General features: G+C 42.9%; 13 protein-coding genes. 9 read left to right on the top strand and 4 right to left on the bottom strand.

The window, feature by feature from the left end; genetic code table 11:
- The first annotated feature begins 562 nt into the window (after positions 1-562).
- The 6 genes from LQE94_RS12260 (at position 563) to LQE94_RS12235 (ending at position 6816) form a co-directional block, all read left to right on the top strand.
- Positions 563-1393, top strand: coding sequence for a class I SAM-dependent methyltransferase (locus LQE94_RS12260; RefSeq protein ID WP_240577833.1), 831 nt, complete (start codon positions 563-565; stop codon positions 1391-1393).
- Between the two features lie 503 nt (positions 1394-1896).
- Positions 1897-2391 (top strand): hypothetical protein, encoded by a 495-nt coding sequence (locus tag LQE94_RS12255; RefSeq protein WP_240577832.1) that lies wholly within the window; start codon positions 1897-1899, stop codon positions 2389-2391.
- 463 nt (positions 2392-2854) lie between these two features.
- The gene (gene ku, locus LQE94_RS12250; RefSeq protein WP_240577831.1) at positions 2855-3637 is read left to right on the top strand and encodes a non-homologous end joining protein Ku; all 783 of its coding nucleotides are present in this window, start codon (positions 2855-2857) and stop codon (positions 3635-3637) included.
- Positions 3638-3669: 32 nt separating this feature from the next.
- The gene (locus LQE94_RS12245) at positions 3670-4563 is read left to right on the top strand and encodes an ATP-dependent DNA ligase (protein ID WP_240577830.1); all 894 of its coding nucleotides are present in this window, start codon (positions 3670-3672) and stop codon (positions 4561-4563) included.
- A gap of 164 nt (positions 4564-4727) precedes the next feature.
- Positions 4728-6116 (top strand): ATP-binding protein, encoded by a 1389-nt coding sequence (locus tag LQE94_RS12240; protein ID WP_240577829.1) that lies wholly within the window; start codon positions 4728-4730, stop codon positions 6114-6116.
- The gene (locus LQE94_RS12235) at positions 6109-6816 is read left to right on the top strand and encodes a hypothetical protein (protein WP_240577828.1); all 708 of its coding nucleotides are present in this window, start codon (positions 6109-6111) and stop codon (positions 6814-6816) included. The genes LQE94_RS12240 and LQE94_RS12235 overlap by 8 nt, the downstream gene beginning before the upstream one ends.
- 215 nt (positions 6817-7031) lie before the next feature.
- Here LQE94_RS12235 and LQE94_RS12230 read toward each other — a convergent pair whose 3' ends face one another.
- A complete protein-coding gene (locus LQE94_RS12230; RefSeq protein WP_240577827.1) occupies positions 7032-8408 on the bottom strand; it encodes an AAA family ATPase in 1377 nt (458 codons plus the stop codon).
- Between the two features lie 280 nt (positions 8409-8688).
- Here LQE94_RS12230 and LQE94_RS12225 point away from each other — a divergent pair, with 280 nt between their 5' ends.
- From LQE94_RS12225 to LQE94_RS12215, 3 genes are read left to right on the top strand one after another with little or no spacing between them, the layout of a single operon-like run.
- Positions 8689-9555: an MBL fold metallo-hydrolase gene (locus tag LQE94_RS12225; protein ID WP_240577826.1), complete on the top strand. Its 867-nt coding sequence runs from the start codon at positions 8689-8691 to the stop codon at positions 9553-9555.
- A 1-nt stretch (position 9556) separates the two neighbouring features.
- Entirely contained in the window at positions 9557-9997 is a 441-nt protein-coding gene (locus tag LQE94_RS12220) for a hypothetical protein (protein WP_240577825.1), read from the top strand.
- A 10-nt stretch (positions 9998-10007) separates the two neighbouring features.
- The gene (locus tag LQE94_RS12215; RefSeq protein ID WP_240577824.1) at positions 10008-10715 is read left to right on the top strand and encodes a hypothetical protein; all 708 of its coding nucleotides are present in this window, start codon (positions 10008-10010) and stop codon (positions 10713-10715) included.
- Between the two features lie 73 nt (positions 10716-10788).
- Here the strand turns inward: LQE94_RS12215 and LQE94_RS12210 are convergent, their stop codons facing one another.
- Genes LQE94_RS12210 through LQE94_RS12200 form a run of 3 tightly spaced genes read right to left on the bottom strand, consistent with a single transcriptional unit; the run spans position 10789 to position 14832 of the window.
- Positions 10789-11715, bottom strand: coding sequence for an RNA-binding protein (locus tag LQE94_RS12210; protein ID WP_240577823.1), 927 nt, complete (start codon positions 11713-11715; stop codon positions 10789-10791).
- A gap of 20 nt (positions 11716-11735) precedes the next feature.
- Positions 11736-13736, bottom strand: coding sequence for a VirD4-like conjugal transfer protein, CD1115 family (locus LQE94_RS12205; protein WP_240577822.1), 2001 nt, complete (start codon positions 13734-13736; stop codon positions 11736-11738).
- Positions 13726-14832, bottom strand: a complete 1107-nt coding sequence (locus LQE94_RS12200; RefSeq protein WP_330638942.1) for a hypothetical protein — start codon at positions 14830-14832, stop codon at positions 13726-13728. The genes LQE94_RS12205 and LQE94_RS12200 overlap by 11 nt, the downstream gene beginning before the upstream one ends.
- Positions 14833-14898: the final 66 nt, after the last annotated feature.

Below are 14898 nucleotides of genomic sequence, written 5' to 3'. Positions count from 1 at the left end.
CTGTTCATGTTCGGAAAATGAAGGCCCTCAAAAAGCTCAAGTCTTTGTTGGAAAATTTATACAGAATTATTAATTCTGCATAGCGGAGAAAAAACTGATGACAATATGAGGGAAACGCCGGGGCAGGGCCAGCAGGCTGCTACATCCGGCGTTTCCTTGTGGACTTTTCTTCTATGTATTTAAAGATCCTCTCTGGCGGAGATTAAATAATTTGTCTCACAAAACCTGGCCATAACAAAAAGATTGAGATTTGAAAGGACAGGTAGAAATGATAGAATATCAACATTGACAAAAGATTCTTTCTACGGTATGATAAGTGCATAATTCGAAAGAAAAAGGTGATGAAGCTCCGGCGTATCAGGTGTTACATAATCGGTGACATGGATATGACTGGAAAAGAGTAAATAAAATCAACTTAATAGGTTTCAAACTGTATAATGCAGCCTTCTTTTTGTACCTATGTTTGATTTTATTTTACTCTTAACTATTCTTCATCAGTTGCAAGATTAGCCGTAGAGTAAAATCTACGGCTTATTTTTTTGCATACAGAAAGGAGAAAATTATGCTAAACAAAATTATCCAAAGTTTAGAAAAACCCCTGCTTTACCAAAAAACAGCTGGTGAGTTTTGGAATGACGAACACATTTCTAAACAAATGCTCAAAGCCCACCTTGACCCCGAATTTGAGGGAGCAAGCCGGAAACTTTCCTTTATAGATAAATCGGCGGCATGGATAAAAGATACTATACCGCCTACAAGTTATCCTTTGCTTCTTGATATGGGTTGTGGACCTGGGCTGTATGCTGAAAAATTTACTCAATATGGATATAAGGTAACGGGCATTGATTTTTCACATAGAGCCATAGAGTATGCAAGAAATTCCGCACTAAAACAAGGGTTACATATTAAGTATCTATTTCAAGACTATTTAGAAATGTCATTACATGAGACTTTCGATTTTATAACGATGATATATTGTGATTATGGAGCTTTATCCACGGATGACAGAAAAAAACTTCTACGAATAATATATCAGCACCTAAAACCGGGAGGGAAATTATTATTAGATGTTTTTTCAAAGGAAACATTTGACTCCTTTCGAGAGGGACAAACGTGGGAAAGCTGTCCAAGTGGGGGCTTTTGGAGAGAACACAGCTATATTGCATTATCCGGTCATTATAAATATCAGGATTTAATAACTTTGGAACAAACCACTATTATTTCTGACGCAGAGGTTGCCACATATTATATATGGAATACTTGCTTTACACAAAATTCTCTGATTGAAGAAGTTAATAAAAGTGGTTTTAACGTAAGTGGAATCTTTGAAAATGTTGCAGGGGAAAAAAGCCATCACAATAGCCCCACTATTGCAATTCTTTTAGAAAAGTGAATCTAAAATACATAACTTATAAAAATCATTAGCCGGTAGGTTGATTTGTTATGTTCTTTTCTCAAAATAATTGATGAATGGTGGTTTTGAAATAAACCGCCATTTCTTTCTTAATATTTGCATATTACCGATTTTCTGTTCGCTAAAGGAAATGACGGGATCAACCAGTTATCTCCTTATCCTTTTTCTGTGCTTCCAATCATCCCTATACAGACGAACTTGGCGTATTCCGCAGCGCTGTTCATACTCGGAAAACGAAGATCCTCAAAAAGCTCAAGTTTTTGTTGGAAGGCCCCATAGAGCAGCCCTGATTATCTCAAAGCCTATAAATACGGGCAAATCCCTGACCCGGCCCCCTGTCGGGCCGGGGATTTTGCCTATTGGGGCATATCCCAAACCCCTGTTCTCGTCCGGCAAGTTTACAATTTATCTATTCCAAAAAGTAAGTCCCCATAGTATAATAGAACCAACAACAAAAACAGGATTTACAAAGGAGTAAACAAATGCTTTTTGTGATAGAGTGTGTGATTGCTTGTATTATATTTGCGGCAATCATATTACCAACACAATATAAAAATCCTATCAAGTATATAATGTCATATCCACCAGAAATAAGAAAAAGAGTGGAGTCCTTACCGCAATATAAAAATACCATTAAGAGCGAAGAAAAAGAGCATATACTAAAGAAACTTATTGCTATTTTGGCATTCATTGTTTTTTTATCCGCAGTTGCTTATTTTTCCGGGGCAAAAACCTTTTCAACCGCATTTTTTCATGTGCTTATTTTATTTATTGCTGTAAATTTGTTTGATATGCTTGTACTTGATATTGGGATATTTTGTCATAGCAAAAAATTAAGGATAGCCGGAACCGAGGACATGGATAAGGAATACAAGAACTATTTATTCCATGTTAAAGGGGCTGTTAAAGGAATTATGCTGGGGGTTGTGATTTCACTTTTATCAGCAAGCATTGTCCAAATAGTATCCATTTTATAAAGTTCTGTGGTTTTTTCTTATCATTACACCAACCTGATCTAATCTTTCTAAACTGAATACCAGCCGCCCACCGGCGGCAATACCGAGCAGGAAATCTTTGTGAAAGGTTTCCTGCTTTTCTTATACCATTTTCAGAAAGGAGGGCCACCAATGGAGCAAACGAAGTAACGCAGCAAACATAGGAAGTGTAAGCTACACTTCCGGCAAATTCCTGATCCAGCCACCCCTGCCGGGCCGGGGATTTTGCTTGTTGGGGAAATCCCCAAACCCTTGCTTCTGTTCAGCAATTTATAATTCCTCTATTCCTAAAAGTGGCCGGTTATTGTATAATAAGGTCAACAACAAATCCTAATTTTTAGAGATATATTGAACAGTCTCCTGATTCTCTACTGAGCAGGCGGCTGTTCTTTTTGCATATTTCCTCCGCTTTTACAGATACTATCCCCAAAAACGAGGTGATGATATGGCGGTTGCACATAAGGGCAGCATCTCTATGGGGCTGGTGCTGATCCCGGTGGGGCTCTATAAAACGACGATAGACAATGATATCCATTTTAATCAGCTGTGCAAGGACAGCAAGGAGCGGATCCAATACAAGAAATACTGCAGGCACTGTAACAAAGAAGTGGCCAGCGATGATATTATCAAAGGTTATGAGTACGAAAAAGGGAAATATGTGGTCATGACCAATGAGGAACTGGAGAAGATCAAGACGAAAAAGGATAAGACTATCCACATCATCCAATTTGCCCGGATGTCAGAGGTCAATATGATCTATTACGAGAAAGATTATTATGCAGTTCCGGAGACTGGAGCGGAAAAAGCATACGAGCTTCTACGTCAGGCGCTTCTGTCACAGCGGAAAGTGGCCATAGCAAAAACCGTCATGGGAACCAACGAAAAGCTGCTGGTTCTGTATCCGACAAAAGACGGGATTATTGTAAAAACACTGTTCTATCAGGATGAGATCGCAGCTGTACCGAAGAACGTGCCGAAAATGAAGCTGGAAGAGAATGAACTGAATATGGCGAAAATGCTGATTGAAAACATGACAAAACCTTTTGAACCGGCGGCATTTCAGGACGAGTACCAGGCAAGACTGCGGGAGGCGATCCACAAGAAGATACAGGGACAGGAAATCGTCGCAGTGGATACCAGCGGCCCGTCCAATGTGATCGATCTGATGGAAGCGCTGCAGAAAAGCCTGGAGCTTTCCAGCGGTCAGCACCAGATTGGGAGTGCCTGATGGATCTGTTTGCTACCAGGAGTGCCAGCCCTATGCTGATTGGCCGGCAGGAAGAGGCATTTGATAATCCGGAGTGGATCTATGAGCTGAAAATGGATGGGTTCCGCTGTCTGGCCTACATGGACAATACAGGAGTGGATTTTAGGAACAAACGGAATATGCAGATGGATTCCCGGTTCCCAGAGCTGTCCGAGATATACCGAAACGTATCTGGGAAGTGTATCCTGGACGGGGAAATCGTGGTGCTGAAAAAGGGTGTTCCGGATTTTTATGCGCTGCAGAAAAGAACGTTATTGACAGACCGGTTTAAGATTGAACTGGAAGCTGCCCGGTTTCCTGCCTCTTTTGTAGCATTTGACTGTATCTATGCTGATGAAAGGGAACTGGTGTGGGAGCCGCTGATGCAGCGGAAGGATGTCCTGCAGAGGCTTGTTACAGAGAATGACCGGATTGCAGTGTCCCGCTATATCGAAAGACAGGGGATCGCATTGTATCAGGCTGCAGAACAAAGAGAACTGGAAGGCATCGTGGCAAAGCGAAAAGACAGTGCATATCTGATGGGAAAACGGAGCCGGGACTGGATCAAGTGCAAGCGGATGGCGGATGAAGATTTCATTGTCGCTGGATATATCAGGAAGGGAAAGCACACCTACAGCCTGATCCTGGCAAAATATAGGAATGGGCTTCTGGTATATAAAGGCCATGTGACGTCTGGTGTTACTTCAGAGGCAGTATCGGCGCTTACAGCAACTGGGCAAAATCCCTTCCAGCTGCTTCCTACAGGAAACCAGGATGCCGTCTGGGTAATGCCGGACCATGTATGTACTGTAGAATATATGCCGAATACCAGGCAGGCACTCCGCCAACCGGTGTTTAAAGGATACCGCCAGGATATTTGTCCGGATGAGGTGAAGATTTACAAGTGAAACAGAGATAGCATCTTTGACTGTAATGGTTTAGGATGCTATTTTTCTTAGCAGATAAACAATAAAAATAATATAGTTAAAAATATTAACGAAAACAGAATAAGAATTGACTTGACGGGAATCCTAACATATAATAAAAGAAAAAGCAAAGGGGGTACATTGTAATGCATCATATCATTCGTCTGGTAGCAATGGAAATAGAGAATATTAAAAACGTTGGATATGGCAGACTGGAGTTCTCCCAGGGAAAGAGCGGAAGTATCCTGGGGATCTACGGACAGAACGGTTCCGGGAAAACGGTGGTTGTGGACTGCATGGTACTCCTGAAATGCCTGCTTTCCGGAAGGCGGATACCGTCTCATTTTTATCACTATATCAATGCGCTCAGCAAGAGCGGCCATGTTACTTATGAATTTGAGGCCCGGTCAGATGAAGGTACGATGTTCGTACAATATGAAGTAGAACTGACAAAGAACGGGGAGAACAGCTTCTGCCTGAGCGGGGAAAAACTCAGCATGAAGAAGCTGGAAGAGGGAAAAAAGACACGTCTGACGCCGGTGTTTGATTATCAGAAAGGGGAGAAGCAACTTTTCCGCCCGTTGAAATACTATTCTGTTTTTGAGCGGGATATGGAAAGCATGGTAGCGCTGGGCGTGGCACAGCAGACTGCTGAAAATTTCAATGAGGAGAAACAGGTCCCGGAAATCGGTTCCTTCCTGTTTTCCAAAAAAGCGCAGGAAGTGTTTGAGAAGGTACAGGGGGAAGCCGAGAAAATATATACGCTCACAAAACCACTGCAGAATTATGGATTGTATGACCTGGCAGTGATCGAGAACGCACATTATGGGCTTCTGGCTCTGAACCTGGATACTATCCCTGTAAATGTAGACTGGCCGGATGCCATGAAACCGAAGATCACGGGGATTATGCTCAAACTGACGGACATCAATGTGGTGCCGAAAGAAATCTTTCCTTATGTAAAGAGCACCATTGAGCAGATTAATATTGTTATGAGAACCCTGGTTCCAAACATCCGGATTGAGATTTACAATGCATTTGAGAAACTGACGGAGAAGGGAAAAGACGGGATCCAGTTTGAAGTCATCACAATCCGAGGCGAGGCGCGGATTCCGCTGCTGTATGAGTCGGCCGGCATTAAGAAGCTGATTTCTATATGCAGCAATCTGGTGGCCTGCTATAACCGGGAGTCCTACTGTCTGGTCGTGGATGAACTGGATTCCGGCATCTATGAATATTTGCTGGGTGAGTGCTTAGAGGTCATGCAGGAGAAAGCAAAAGGGCAGCTGATCTTTACCTCCCATAATCTGCGCCCGCTGGAAGTTCTGCAGAATGAGTTCCTGATCTATACCACAGTCAATCCGAATAACCGCTATATCAAATCTGCCTATATCAAGAACACGCAGAACACAAGGCTCTCCTATCTGCGGAGCATCAAGCTGGGCGGTCAGAAGGAGAAACTATATGACGAAACCAATATCTATGAGATGGAACTGGCGATGCGCCGGGCCGGGAAGGTAGGTGCCCATGACTAAAAAGATTATCCTGCTTTTGGTAGAAGGCCCCACGGATGAAGACGCTCTGGCTCTTGTGTACTCCAAATTGGTCAGGGAGCATGATCTGGAGTTTGATGTTCTCCATACAGACATTACCGCCGGGGAGGACATGACGGTGAAATATATTGCGGATCGGATTCAGACGGAGGTGGCGGAATATTTGCGAAAGCACCCATATATCGTAAAGGAAGACATCCTGAAGGTCGTCCAGATTATTGATACCGATGGCGCTTTCATCCCGACCTCCCAGATCCGTCAGTCGGACACAGGGAAAACCGAATATTTTGATACATACATTGCGGCAAAGAATAAAGACCGGCTGATCCGGCGCAACATCAGTAAGAGGAGGATTGTCTACCATCTGATGAAATCGGAAGAAGTGGCAGATTTCCCATACGAAATTTATTACTTTTCCAGGAACCTGGAGCACGTACTCCATGATATTTCAGAGGACCTGGATGACGATGAGAAGGAAGATCTGGCATACGAGATTGCGATGCGGTACAAAGACCATCCGGAGGAATTTCTTCAGTTTTTGTATGATGACGCCTTCCATGTACCGGGAACCTATGGAGAAACCTGGGAGTTTATCATGGAAGATGGAAAATCTCTTGGGAGATATTCTAACATGGCGGTATTTTTTGAAAGGCTAGGGATCACAGTGGAAGAAACGGAATAGTTGTAAATTACATAGGAGCTCATAGTAAAACAGTCCGATGAATGGATGGTTGCCGATATTATGCCTATGATATTGATTGAATATAGATTATGCAAAAAGTAACCGTATTCCTGATCAATGTGAATCGGGAATACGGTTACTTTTCATAACGGTTAATTTGAACAAACGTTTATCGAAGTTCTTTTTCTATAATAAAGAATGGGGAACAGGATGATTTAGCTTCTATCTTTTTTTAGAATAAATTCCATTTTTTCTTCATTATAATTAGGAAGTACGTCACTCAAAGTACCATCAAACATTGCAGAATAAACCTTTTTGTCTGCACGAAGTTGGTATTTTTCTAGAGGATTGAGTATAGATTCGCCCTTTTTATTTTTTATCACAAAGCAAACCTCATCGTTTCGGAGGATATCTGTCGCTAATAATCGTGATTCATGGCTGGTAATAACAAGTTGAGTATTTCGTTGCTCTGCCATTTTAAGGAATAATTCTATCATTCGTGTAGTCATTGCAGGATGTAAGCAGCGATCTATTTCATCAATAACAAACACCCGATTATCAGAAACTTTTAAAAGAATTTCTATCAAATCCAAAAGCCGTGCAGTACCATCCGATTCTTCCTTCAAATTGAAGTAAACAGATTTACTCTCATGGCTAAATTCTATAGTCTTTATGATTAAATCGTCATTTTCATTTAATTCAAAAGTATAAAATTCTTTATATGAACGAAGCATGATGGAAGGACTGTGGTGCCTTCCCTTTTTGGCCGATTTTTTTTCGAGATCAGCCACTACTTTATTAAAAAGTTCTTCAGGCACTTTGCTCTTTATAATGTCTACAGGAACTTCAACAATTTTTAAGTCACTTATCCCTGTGCCTAATGCATTTAAGAGATTAGCAATTTCATTCAGGTTGGAACTCGAAAAATAAGGATATCCTGTTAGTATGCTGTCTGGATTGCTTACAGTTAGTAAATTGTTAAACCAAATATATACTTTACGAAGAATTTTTAACTCTGGATTGTCTTCGTACATTTTTTCTTTCCCGTGATTAATTATGGAAAGAAAAAGTAACTCGCTATCTGCGATACTGTCTTCGCCATACATATTTAATTTCTCAACAGCATTTTTATTCTTGAAATAATCTCCAGCTTCGAAAATACTACTTTTCAAATTGCGGTAAAAAATACTCTTTTCCTGATTTGAAGTAGTTAATTCATAAAGATGTTCCTCTTCAATAGAACCGTTCTTTAATAGGACAGAAAACTCATAAACGATATGTTTATTATCCAATAAAAGTTCTATTTTGAAGGAAGAAGGAATAGATTGATTAGCCGGAATTTGTCGGAAATACTTATTTGTGAAGCCTCGCGGCAGTCCATCAACGACCATATCTTGAACAAATTGAAATGCTTCTACCAGGTTAGATTTTCCCGAAGCATTGGCTCCGAAAATAACTTCACATTTAGTCAGCTTTATGTTTTTGTTCCGATAAATCCTTTTGGAGTTTTTGCGTGCTTTTCCAGCTTCCATTGAAAAGCATTGTTTGTCATTAAAGGAAAGGAAATTTGTTATCGAAAATTTGATTAGCATATTTTTAGCACCTCATGTTTTGTTGCTTTATTGTAACACATAAAAACGAATTTATCAATATAAATGTTTTATAGAACGAGGTTAACATGATGATAATGCGGAGTAAAAACGAAAAAATCGTTTAATCTTCAAAAATATACTTGACTTTCTTGGGAAGTGATGATATCTTGTTACTAGCAGATGCACGAGATGAGTGCTACTCCGGAGATGAAGTGGGCTAGCTACCCGTAGTAACTAATTAACAAGTGTAGTTTTTTGAAACTGAAAGGAGCAATATTTATTGACAGTTAAATTTTTATCATCAAAAGGATATACGGATCCAGGAGCAAATAATGGAGATTGTATACTTATTGACACCGGAAGCGAACTTGTGATTTTTGATTGCGGTTGTGAAGAACATGCTGACAGAGTACTCGATTATATGAAGAAAAGCGGTTACTCAAAAGCGAAATTGGTTCTTTCACACAACGATGGAGATCATTTTGATGGGATTCCTTATTTAATAGAGCAAGATAAAATTTCAGACATATACACGCTTTTGTTGCTCAAATATAAAGATGAGTTGTTGAAGAGGATAAATGATAAAAGAATAACTAGAGATTCTTTGACAAGAAGGATTTCTGAAATTTTTGAAAACATATATTCTCTTTCCGGATTAGTTAAATTGAGAGATATATTTACTGATACGCAAGTATGTCCGGGAGTTACGATAGTAGGACCGGATCAGGAATATGCATTGGACGCTGTTGCAAAACGTATCGACAATAGACAAGGCGATACCATTGATAAAGAAACGGTTGTAAATGCCGTGAGCACTCAAGTGAAAGTTAAGGTGGGAACTAATAATCTATTGTTATGTGGGGACAGTAGTTATGAAGCCATCAAGGATAAATTAGAGGAATACTCACTGATACAGCTACCACACCATGGGAAAAAAGAACAGGCAGATAGTATTTTTGAGCAGAAAGGATCTCTTGGGATTACATATTATGTATCTGATAATACAGGCAACACCAATGGAGGATCTAAAGATTTACCCAAACGAGGTTATGTTATCAAAAACACGAAGACTGGAGATCAGATTTGCACAGGATGGAATTCAAGCTTAACAAACATACCGGTTCGTTCGTATTTTAGGGGGCTCTGATTTGAAATACTTGGTTGCAGAAACTCAGGCATATGAAATCCCTGGACGACAGGAGTATCTTTATGATATATTTCATCTTTTCTTTATCCCTCAAAACACAATAGATGGATTCATTCCGCTTACGCCATTAGGCGTAGCGGAACCATCTATTTTGTTTTTGGTTGGGCATTATGATCAAATTGCAAAGTATTTGGCTCACAATGCTGACCAGATAGAGGAAAAAACGATAGTTTTCATTACCTGTTATGCCAATTACTTAAAAATATACAAGAAAAATAAAGTAAAGTGGTTTACGTCTTTTTCGAAAAATGAAATATCATACTGTTATGCAGGTGATAATTACGGCTTTGGATTTGAGATAACAGAATCTGAGTTGAATTTCTATAATTCAAAAGAAACAGACATTTTGAAACGGATTAAAGAGAATTTTAAAGCATTATGAGGAGGTGCAAATGGATATAAAAATTTTTGATTCTTATAACATTCGTGCAAGGGTATCTGTTTATATCATTATAATAGCACCTATCATTTTAACACTATATGTCGTTTATGAACCTGTTCGGAGTTTCACTTTCTCTGTTGTATTGGTAGCTATTATGACATCATTTTCGAATTACCTTTTCGCTTTGCAGAGATATAAGCAAAGAGGGGAAAAACGTAGAAATACTGCCGCAGAATTTTTATATATAGATGATGCACATATTGACGGAAAAACCAAGCAACGTTATTACAGAAAATTAAGTGAAATTGATAAAAGTTTTGAAGCCATGAACCAACCAGTAGATTCTGAAGAGTTCAGACAAACGTGTTACAGCGCCATACAATGGCTACGAAGTAATACACGCAATAATAAACTTGTACAAGAAGAAAATATGCTGTGTGGATTTTATAAAAATTTGATTAGCCTTAAATCCGTCGGAATTGCGTTTACGATTGTAGCAATTCTCATTCTGATAATCTCTTCAGTTCCCACAACACCTCTCTCGTTCGTTCAATCGAAAAGAAATATAATTTTAATTTTTGTAGATATAGGAGTGCTATTATTTTGGAGATTGGGAGTTAACGAAAAAATACATTCTGTTTTATGCGAAAAATATGCATATGCATTACTGGAAACCTTGGATACACTCCCAGATAGAATTAATGAAAATAAGTTATAAGAGCTAAATACAAATAATATTATTTGGCAGCACTATCAGACTTAATCGGTTGATAGCGCTGCCATTTCTACCTTTACAGGTTCTGCCGGATAATCCGGGTGATCAGGCCAACCGCTACATTGCGCTCCTCATCAATATGCGTAACGACAAAGGATACCTCATCCTTTTTCCCTACGGTACGGGGATCATAGCAGGAATGGGCGATGGCGTTGACGCCAATCGAGAGCCGGACGAATACGGTGCCTTTGTGGATGTCTTCCACCACACCGGCGTATTTGCCCTGCAACTTGCATTTCTTCATATTTTCCTTGCTGGTATTGCCTTCCACGCTTTTGACATCTGCATGAACCGTGATCTGTTCCGGAGACTCTGCCTTCACATCCAGGATCCGTACCAGGATGTGGTCCCCAACACGGAACCGTTCTCTGGCGTCTCCCAGCCAGTCAAAGGACAGATCCCTTGCCAGAATGGAAGTCTCCACGCCAAAAATTTCAGCCCGGACAACCTTTTCTGCCACAGCGATCACTCTGGCCTGCACGATCCGGTCCTCATAGACCTTTGGCTTCCCGGATGCGTCTGTATCCAGATAAAAAATCTGGCGTTTCTTCAGCATGGCTTCCTTCCGGCTTGCCACAATGCTGCGTGTCTTTGCATCCAATCCTTTCACAAGAAAATCAATCTCACACCCCAGCATATTATTGAGGATTTTATTCTGCCGCAGGGAAAGTTCGCCGTAATCGTGGGCGTTATCCTGGACAAGATTCAGCATCATTTCCGAGATGGGGATGACGGTACGGAAGTCCTTGTAATAGATAATGGCGATCAGACTGCCGACCTCCGTTTTCTCAATGCCGCCCAGCTTCCCGGTGAGGATTTTCCGGGTGCGGTAGGCGTTCTGGATCTCGTGCCAGATGAGATCCGCTTTGGACTGCGGTGTTTCCAGCTGAGCATCGGCGTCCAGGGTAAGGATAGATGTTGCATGGTTCAGTTCGTTTGGCATAAGCTGCCTCCTTTCAAAAATCAAGACATAATGGAATCTTTATCCAGCGGAACAATCTCCTCTGGAAACTCCGGAAATTCTTCCGGCAGGTCACTAAGCTCTTCCGGCTGCCCGGAAGGGTAAGCGTGCTTGTCCGGTTCCCGGCGAAGCGGTTTCTCCTGGGAGGGAAACGCAGGGCGTCTGCCGCTGCGGCCGGGCCGGGGCTTTTTCTTTAAATTCTCCGCAAGAGTCGGCGTATAGTCGTATTCTTCCTGCTCGGCTTTCGCCCGCCACTGGGGAACGTGGTCTGCCGCTTTTCTTGGGATCAGTTTTTTGGCATCCGGGTGGAGCGTATAATCGTATTTTTCTACTTCCAGGATCTTCTGGCCCCGCAGGATGATAAGCGCCTTATTTAAGGGCAGCCGCTGGATTTCATCCGGCGTTAAGAGCTTGCGCTTCCCGATGGATCTGGTCTGCCGGTACTCTGGCGTGTAGTCCGACACCCGCCAGGAATTGAGCTGCTTCGCTTCGCTTCTGACTCCAACCGTCACATCTCCGGACCGGTTGGATATAAAGGTGGCGGTCACTTCATCGGTACAGCCTAAGAATAACTGGCTGTCACAATTCCCGATAATTTCCTGCCACTGGTTTAGTGGATACCGGTTTTGCATCTGGGGCAAATTCTGGAAAATACAGGAAATGCTCAGGTTTCGACTTCGGATAACAGAAATCTTTTTATTCAGCTCCAAAATAGCGCCGGTATTGGCCAGCTCATCCGCCAGGATATGTACCGGAACCGGCAGCTTCCCCTCCACGCCCTCTTTATCCGCAAAGCGGACCAGCCTGATAAAGATAAAGGTCATGAACAGGGAGGAGAGAAAATCAAAGGTGCTGTCCTGGTCTGAGGTGATGCAGAAATACGCACATTTCTGCTTGCCCGGCAGCGTCAGGTCAATCTCATCATAGGAGGTGATCTGCCGGATCAGCTTATTTTGAAACACCTGCAGCCTGGCACCTAATCCGATGATGACACCGGAGCGCACCGTGTCACTGGCCTGCTTATAGATGCAGTAAGGCACTTTTGCCGGATGGGATACCGGAAGCAGGTCAAACAGGCTGTTCAGTTCTTTCTCGGAACTCATAGTCAGCAGCTTGTACACCTGCCCGATATTTTTGGCTTCCGGCGGAAACCCCTGGTCCACGTACAGAACCAGGGCTTTTAATAAGTTCATTTCCGCATTATCCCAGAAATGATCCCCTTTGGCAGAGCCGGTATTCTGGATAATGACATCGGCAAAGACCTGCGCCATTGTCTCAGAGCCGTTGATCTCCATGAGGCAGTTCCAACTGTCGGAGTTTTCCGGATTGACCAGGTTGAAGCATTTGACGGTATAGCCTTCCTTCTCCAGATACACGGACATACTTTCATAAAGTTCGGATTTCGGATCGGTTATGATCAGACTTTCTCCCGGCCCGTCAATCCCACGGGCCACGCTCTGGAAGATAGCGTTTCGGACATAGGCGCGGCTCTTCATGGAACCGCTGGAGCCATAGACCGCCACATTCCGATTCATATAGGTGTGGTAAGGCAGGCAGACAGCCTTGCCGTTCTGCTTGCCTAAGATGGTGCCTTTGCTCTTCTTTACATCAGAAGTCAGCTCCAGGACTTGATGCATTTCCTCCGGCGTCATGAAACCGGAGGTTCCATAGGTTCCTTTGGTCGAGTAGTTCAGGTTCCGTTCCCGGTCTGCGACTTCGCCGTTGCGGTCATAGCCCATCCGCATGAGCAAAAAAATCAGCAGCCCAAATACCACAAGGCAGATCCCAATCCCATACAGGTTATACGGAAAATCGGTGACAGCCTGGAAACAGGCTGCCGGATGCGGGGATGGCATCTGTGGGGAACTGCCATTGCCCGGCGTGTTACCAGCGGCAGTCCAGATGCGATAGTTTCGGATAAACTGAGCGATATAGCCGCCTGCATATAAGGTGCAGAGGCTGATGGGAAGCAGATAAATGAGCTTCCACCATTTACGGTTCATGCAAAAACCCCTTTCTAAACTTAGAGAGGTCAATACTGGAGAACCGAATGTCGGCGGTCAGATACCGTTTTAGACAGGGGATTTGGAAATCAAAGCAGATCATCACCCCCTTTCTGCCATATACATTCAGCCCGGTATTGAATCGGTTAATTCGGTGCAAGTCAAAATCATATGCAAGAACCGCAGGGTTCCCGGAAGCGTCCACCCCATCATGGTCGATGGGAAGGTCTGGCTGCCGGGAACCTAAATCGGATAACAGTAACTGGTCCAGCTGTTTCATGAGCCGTGGCCGGACCAGCAGTTTCAAAAGCGTTTCACCTTCCGGTGTGTTTGGCAGATAGTGAAAGTGTTCATAGGATGTATCCGCTACAAACAGACTCTTTTTGTATCCGCCGGTACTGGTCAGGAGCTGGTAAGCGGTGTCCATGTCCTTCCCGGTCAGGATCGCCCGGACTTTCGGATGTCCCGTATAGGGGAAATCCTGCAGGTAATGCTGCAGGAAGGCGTTCAGCCGTACCTCTGTCCGGTATTCCCACTTGAGTACATGGTCACCGGTGTTATACAGTGCATAGGCACAGTGGGGAGCAAGCAGCACCCCCATGCTCCGGGAATTTCTGATCTTGGTTGCCTCTGAACCGATGTGCTTAAACTCCCGTGATGAGTAAAAAAGGGGCAGGTTCCCCATAGTGAGGATACCGGCTTCGCGGCCTTCCCTGAAAATATCCGGTTTCTGGTCAGCAAAGAACGGGATGCCGGCGCCTAGGAGAGTCAGATAGGTTTCTGCTTTCTGGTACAGACGCAGCCGACGGGTTACTTCGCTTCGGACCTGATTGGTTTCGGTATTCCCGGTGAGGAAGTCACGGAAACGCTCCGGATTTTGAGCAAGGAGCATCTGTTTAGCCCGTCCGGTCAGGCGATAGCCCCTTAAATGATCCCGATAGTGAGTCCGCAGCAGTTTTTGTGCCTTTAACTCTGTAATGAGCTTTTCTCCATAAGAGGGGCTTGGGATCAGACGGGTAAGCTGGTCAGCAGGAAATTCCCCGCAAAGAGCGACCATTTCCAGGAGCCTGTATTTCTGGGAGGTAGAAGGATACAAAATCAGTCACCCCTCCTTCCGGTAGTTACCCATGTAAGTCTGTACTTGGGTAAAAAGTTGTGCTTC

The sequence above is a fragment of the Mediterraneibacter sp. NSJ-151 genome (assembly GCF_022487435.1).
GTDB classification, from domain to species: domain Bacteria; phylum Bacillota; class Clostridia; order Lachnospirales; family Lachnospiraceae; genus Schaedlerella; species Schaedlerella hominis.
Note: the sequence above shows the minus strand (reverse complement) of the source record. Positions and strands in the feature narration are given on the sequence as shown.

What these genes read in the sequence shown, in the direction of transcription:
- LQE94_RS12260 (WP_240577833.1), top strand. Translation starts at nt 563, where the DNA reads ATGCTAAACAAAATTATCCAAAGTTTAGAAAAACCCCTGCTTTACCAA.
- LQE94_RS12255 (WP_240577832.1), top strand. Translation starts at nt 1,897, where the DNA reads ATGCTTTTTGTGATAGAGTGTGTGATTGCTTGTATTATATTTGCGGCA.
- ku (WP_240577831.1), top strand. Translation starts at nt 2,855, where the DNA reads ATGGCGGTTGCACATAAGGGCAGCATCTCTATGGGGCTGGTGCTGATC.
- LQE94_RS12245 (WP_240577830.1), top strand. Translation starts at nt 3,670, where the DNA reads ATGCTGATTGGCCGGCAGGAAGAGGCATTTGATAATCCGGAGTGGATC.
- LQE94_RS12240 (WP_240577829.1), top strand. Translation starts at nt 4,728, where the DNA reads ATGCATCATATCATTCGTCTGGTAGCAATGGAAATAGAGAATATTAAA.
- LQE94_RS12235 (WP_240577828.1), top strand. Translation starts at nt 6,109, where the DNA reads ATGACTAAAAAGATTATCCTGCTTTTGGTAGAAGGCCCCACGGATGAA.
- LQE94_RS12230 (WP_240577827.1), bottom strand. Translation starts at nt 8,408, where the DNA reads ATGCTAATCAAATTTTCGATAACAAATTTCCTTTCCTTTAATGACAAA.
- LQE94_RS12215 (WP_240577824.1), top strand. Translation starts at nt 10,008, where the DNA reads ATGGATATAAAAATTTTTGATTCTTATAACATTCGTGCAAGGGTATCT.
- LQE94_RS12210 (WP_240577823.1), bottom strand. Translation starts at nt 11,715, where the DNA reads ATGCCAAACGAACTGAACCATGCAACATCTATCCTTACCCTGGACGCC.
- LQE94_RS12205 (WP_240577822.1), bottom strand. Translation starts at nt 13,736, where the DNA reads ATGAACCGTAAATGGTGGAAGCTCATTTATCTGCTTCCCATCAGCCTC.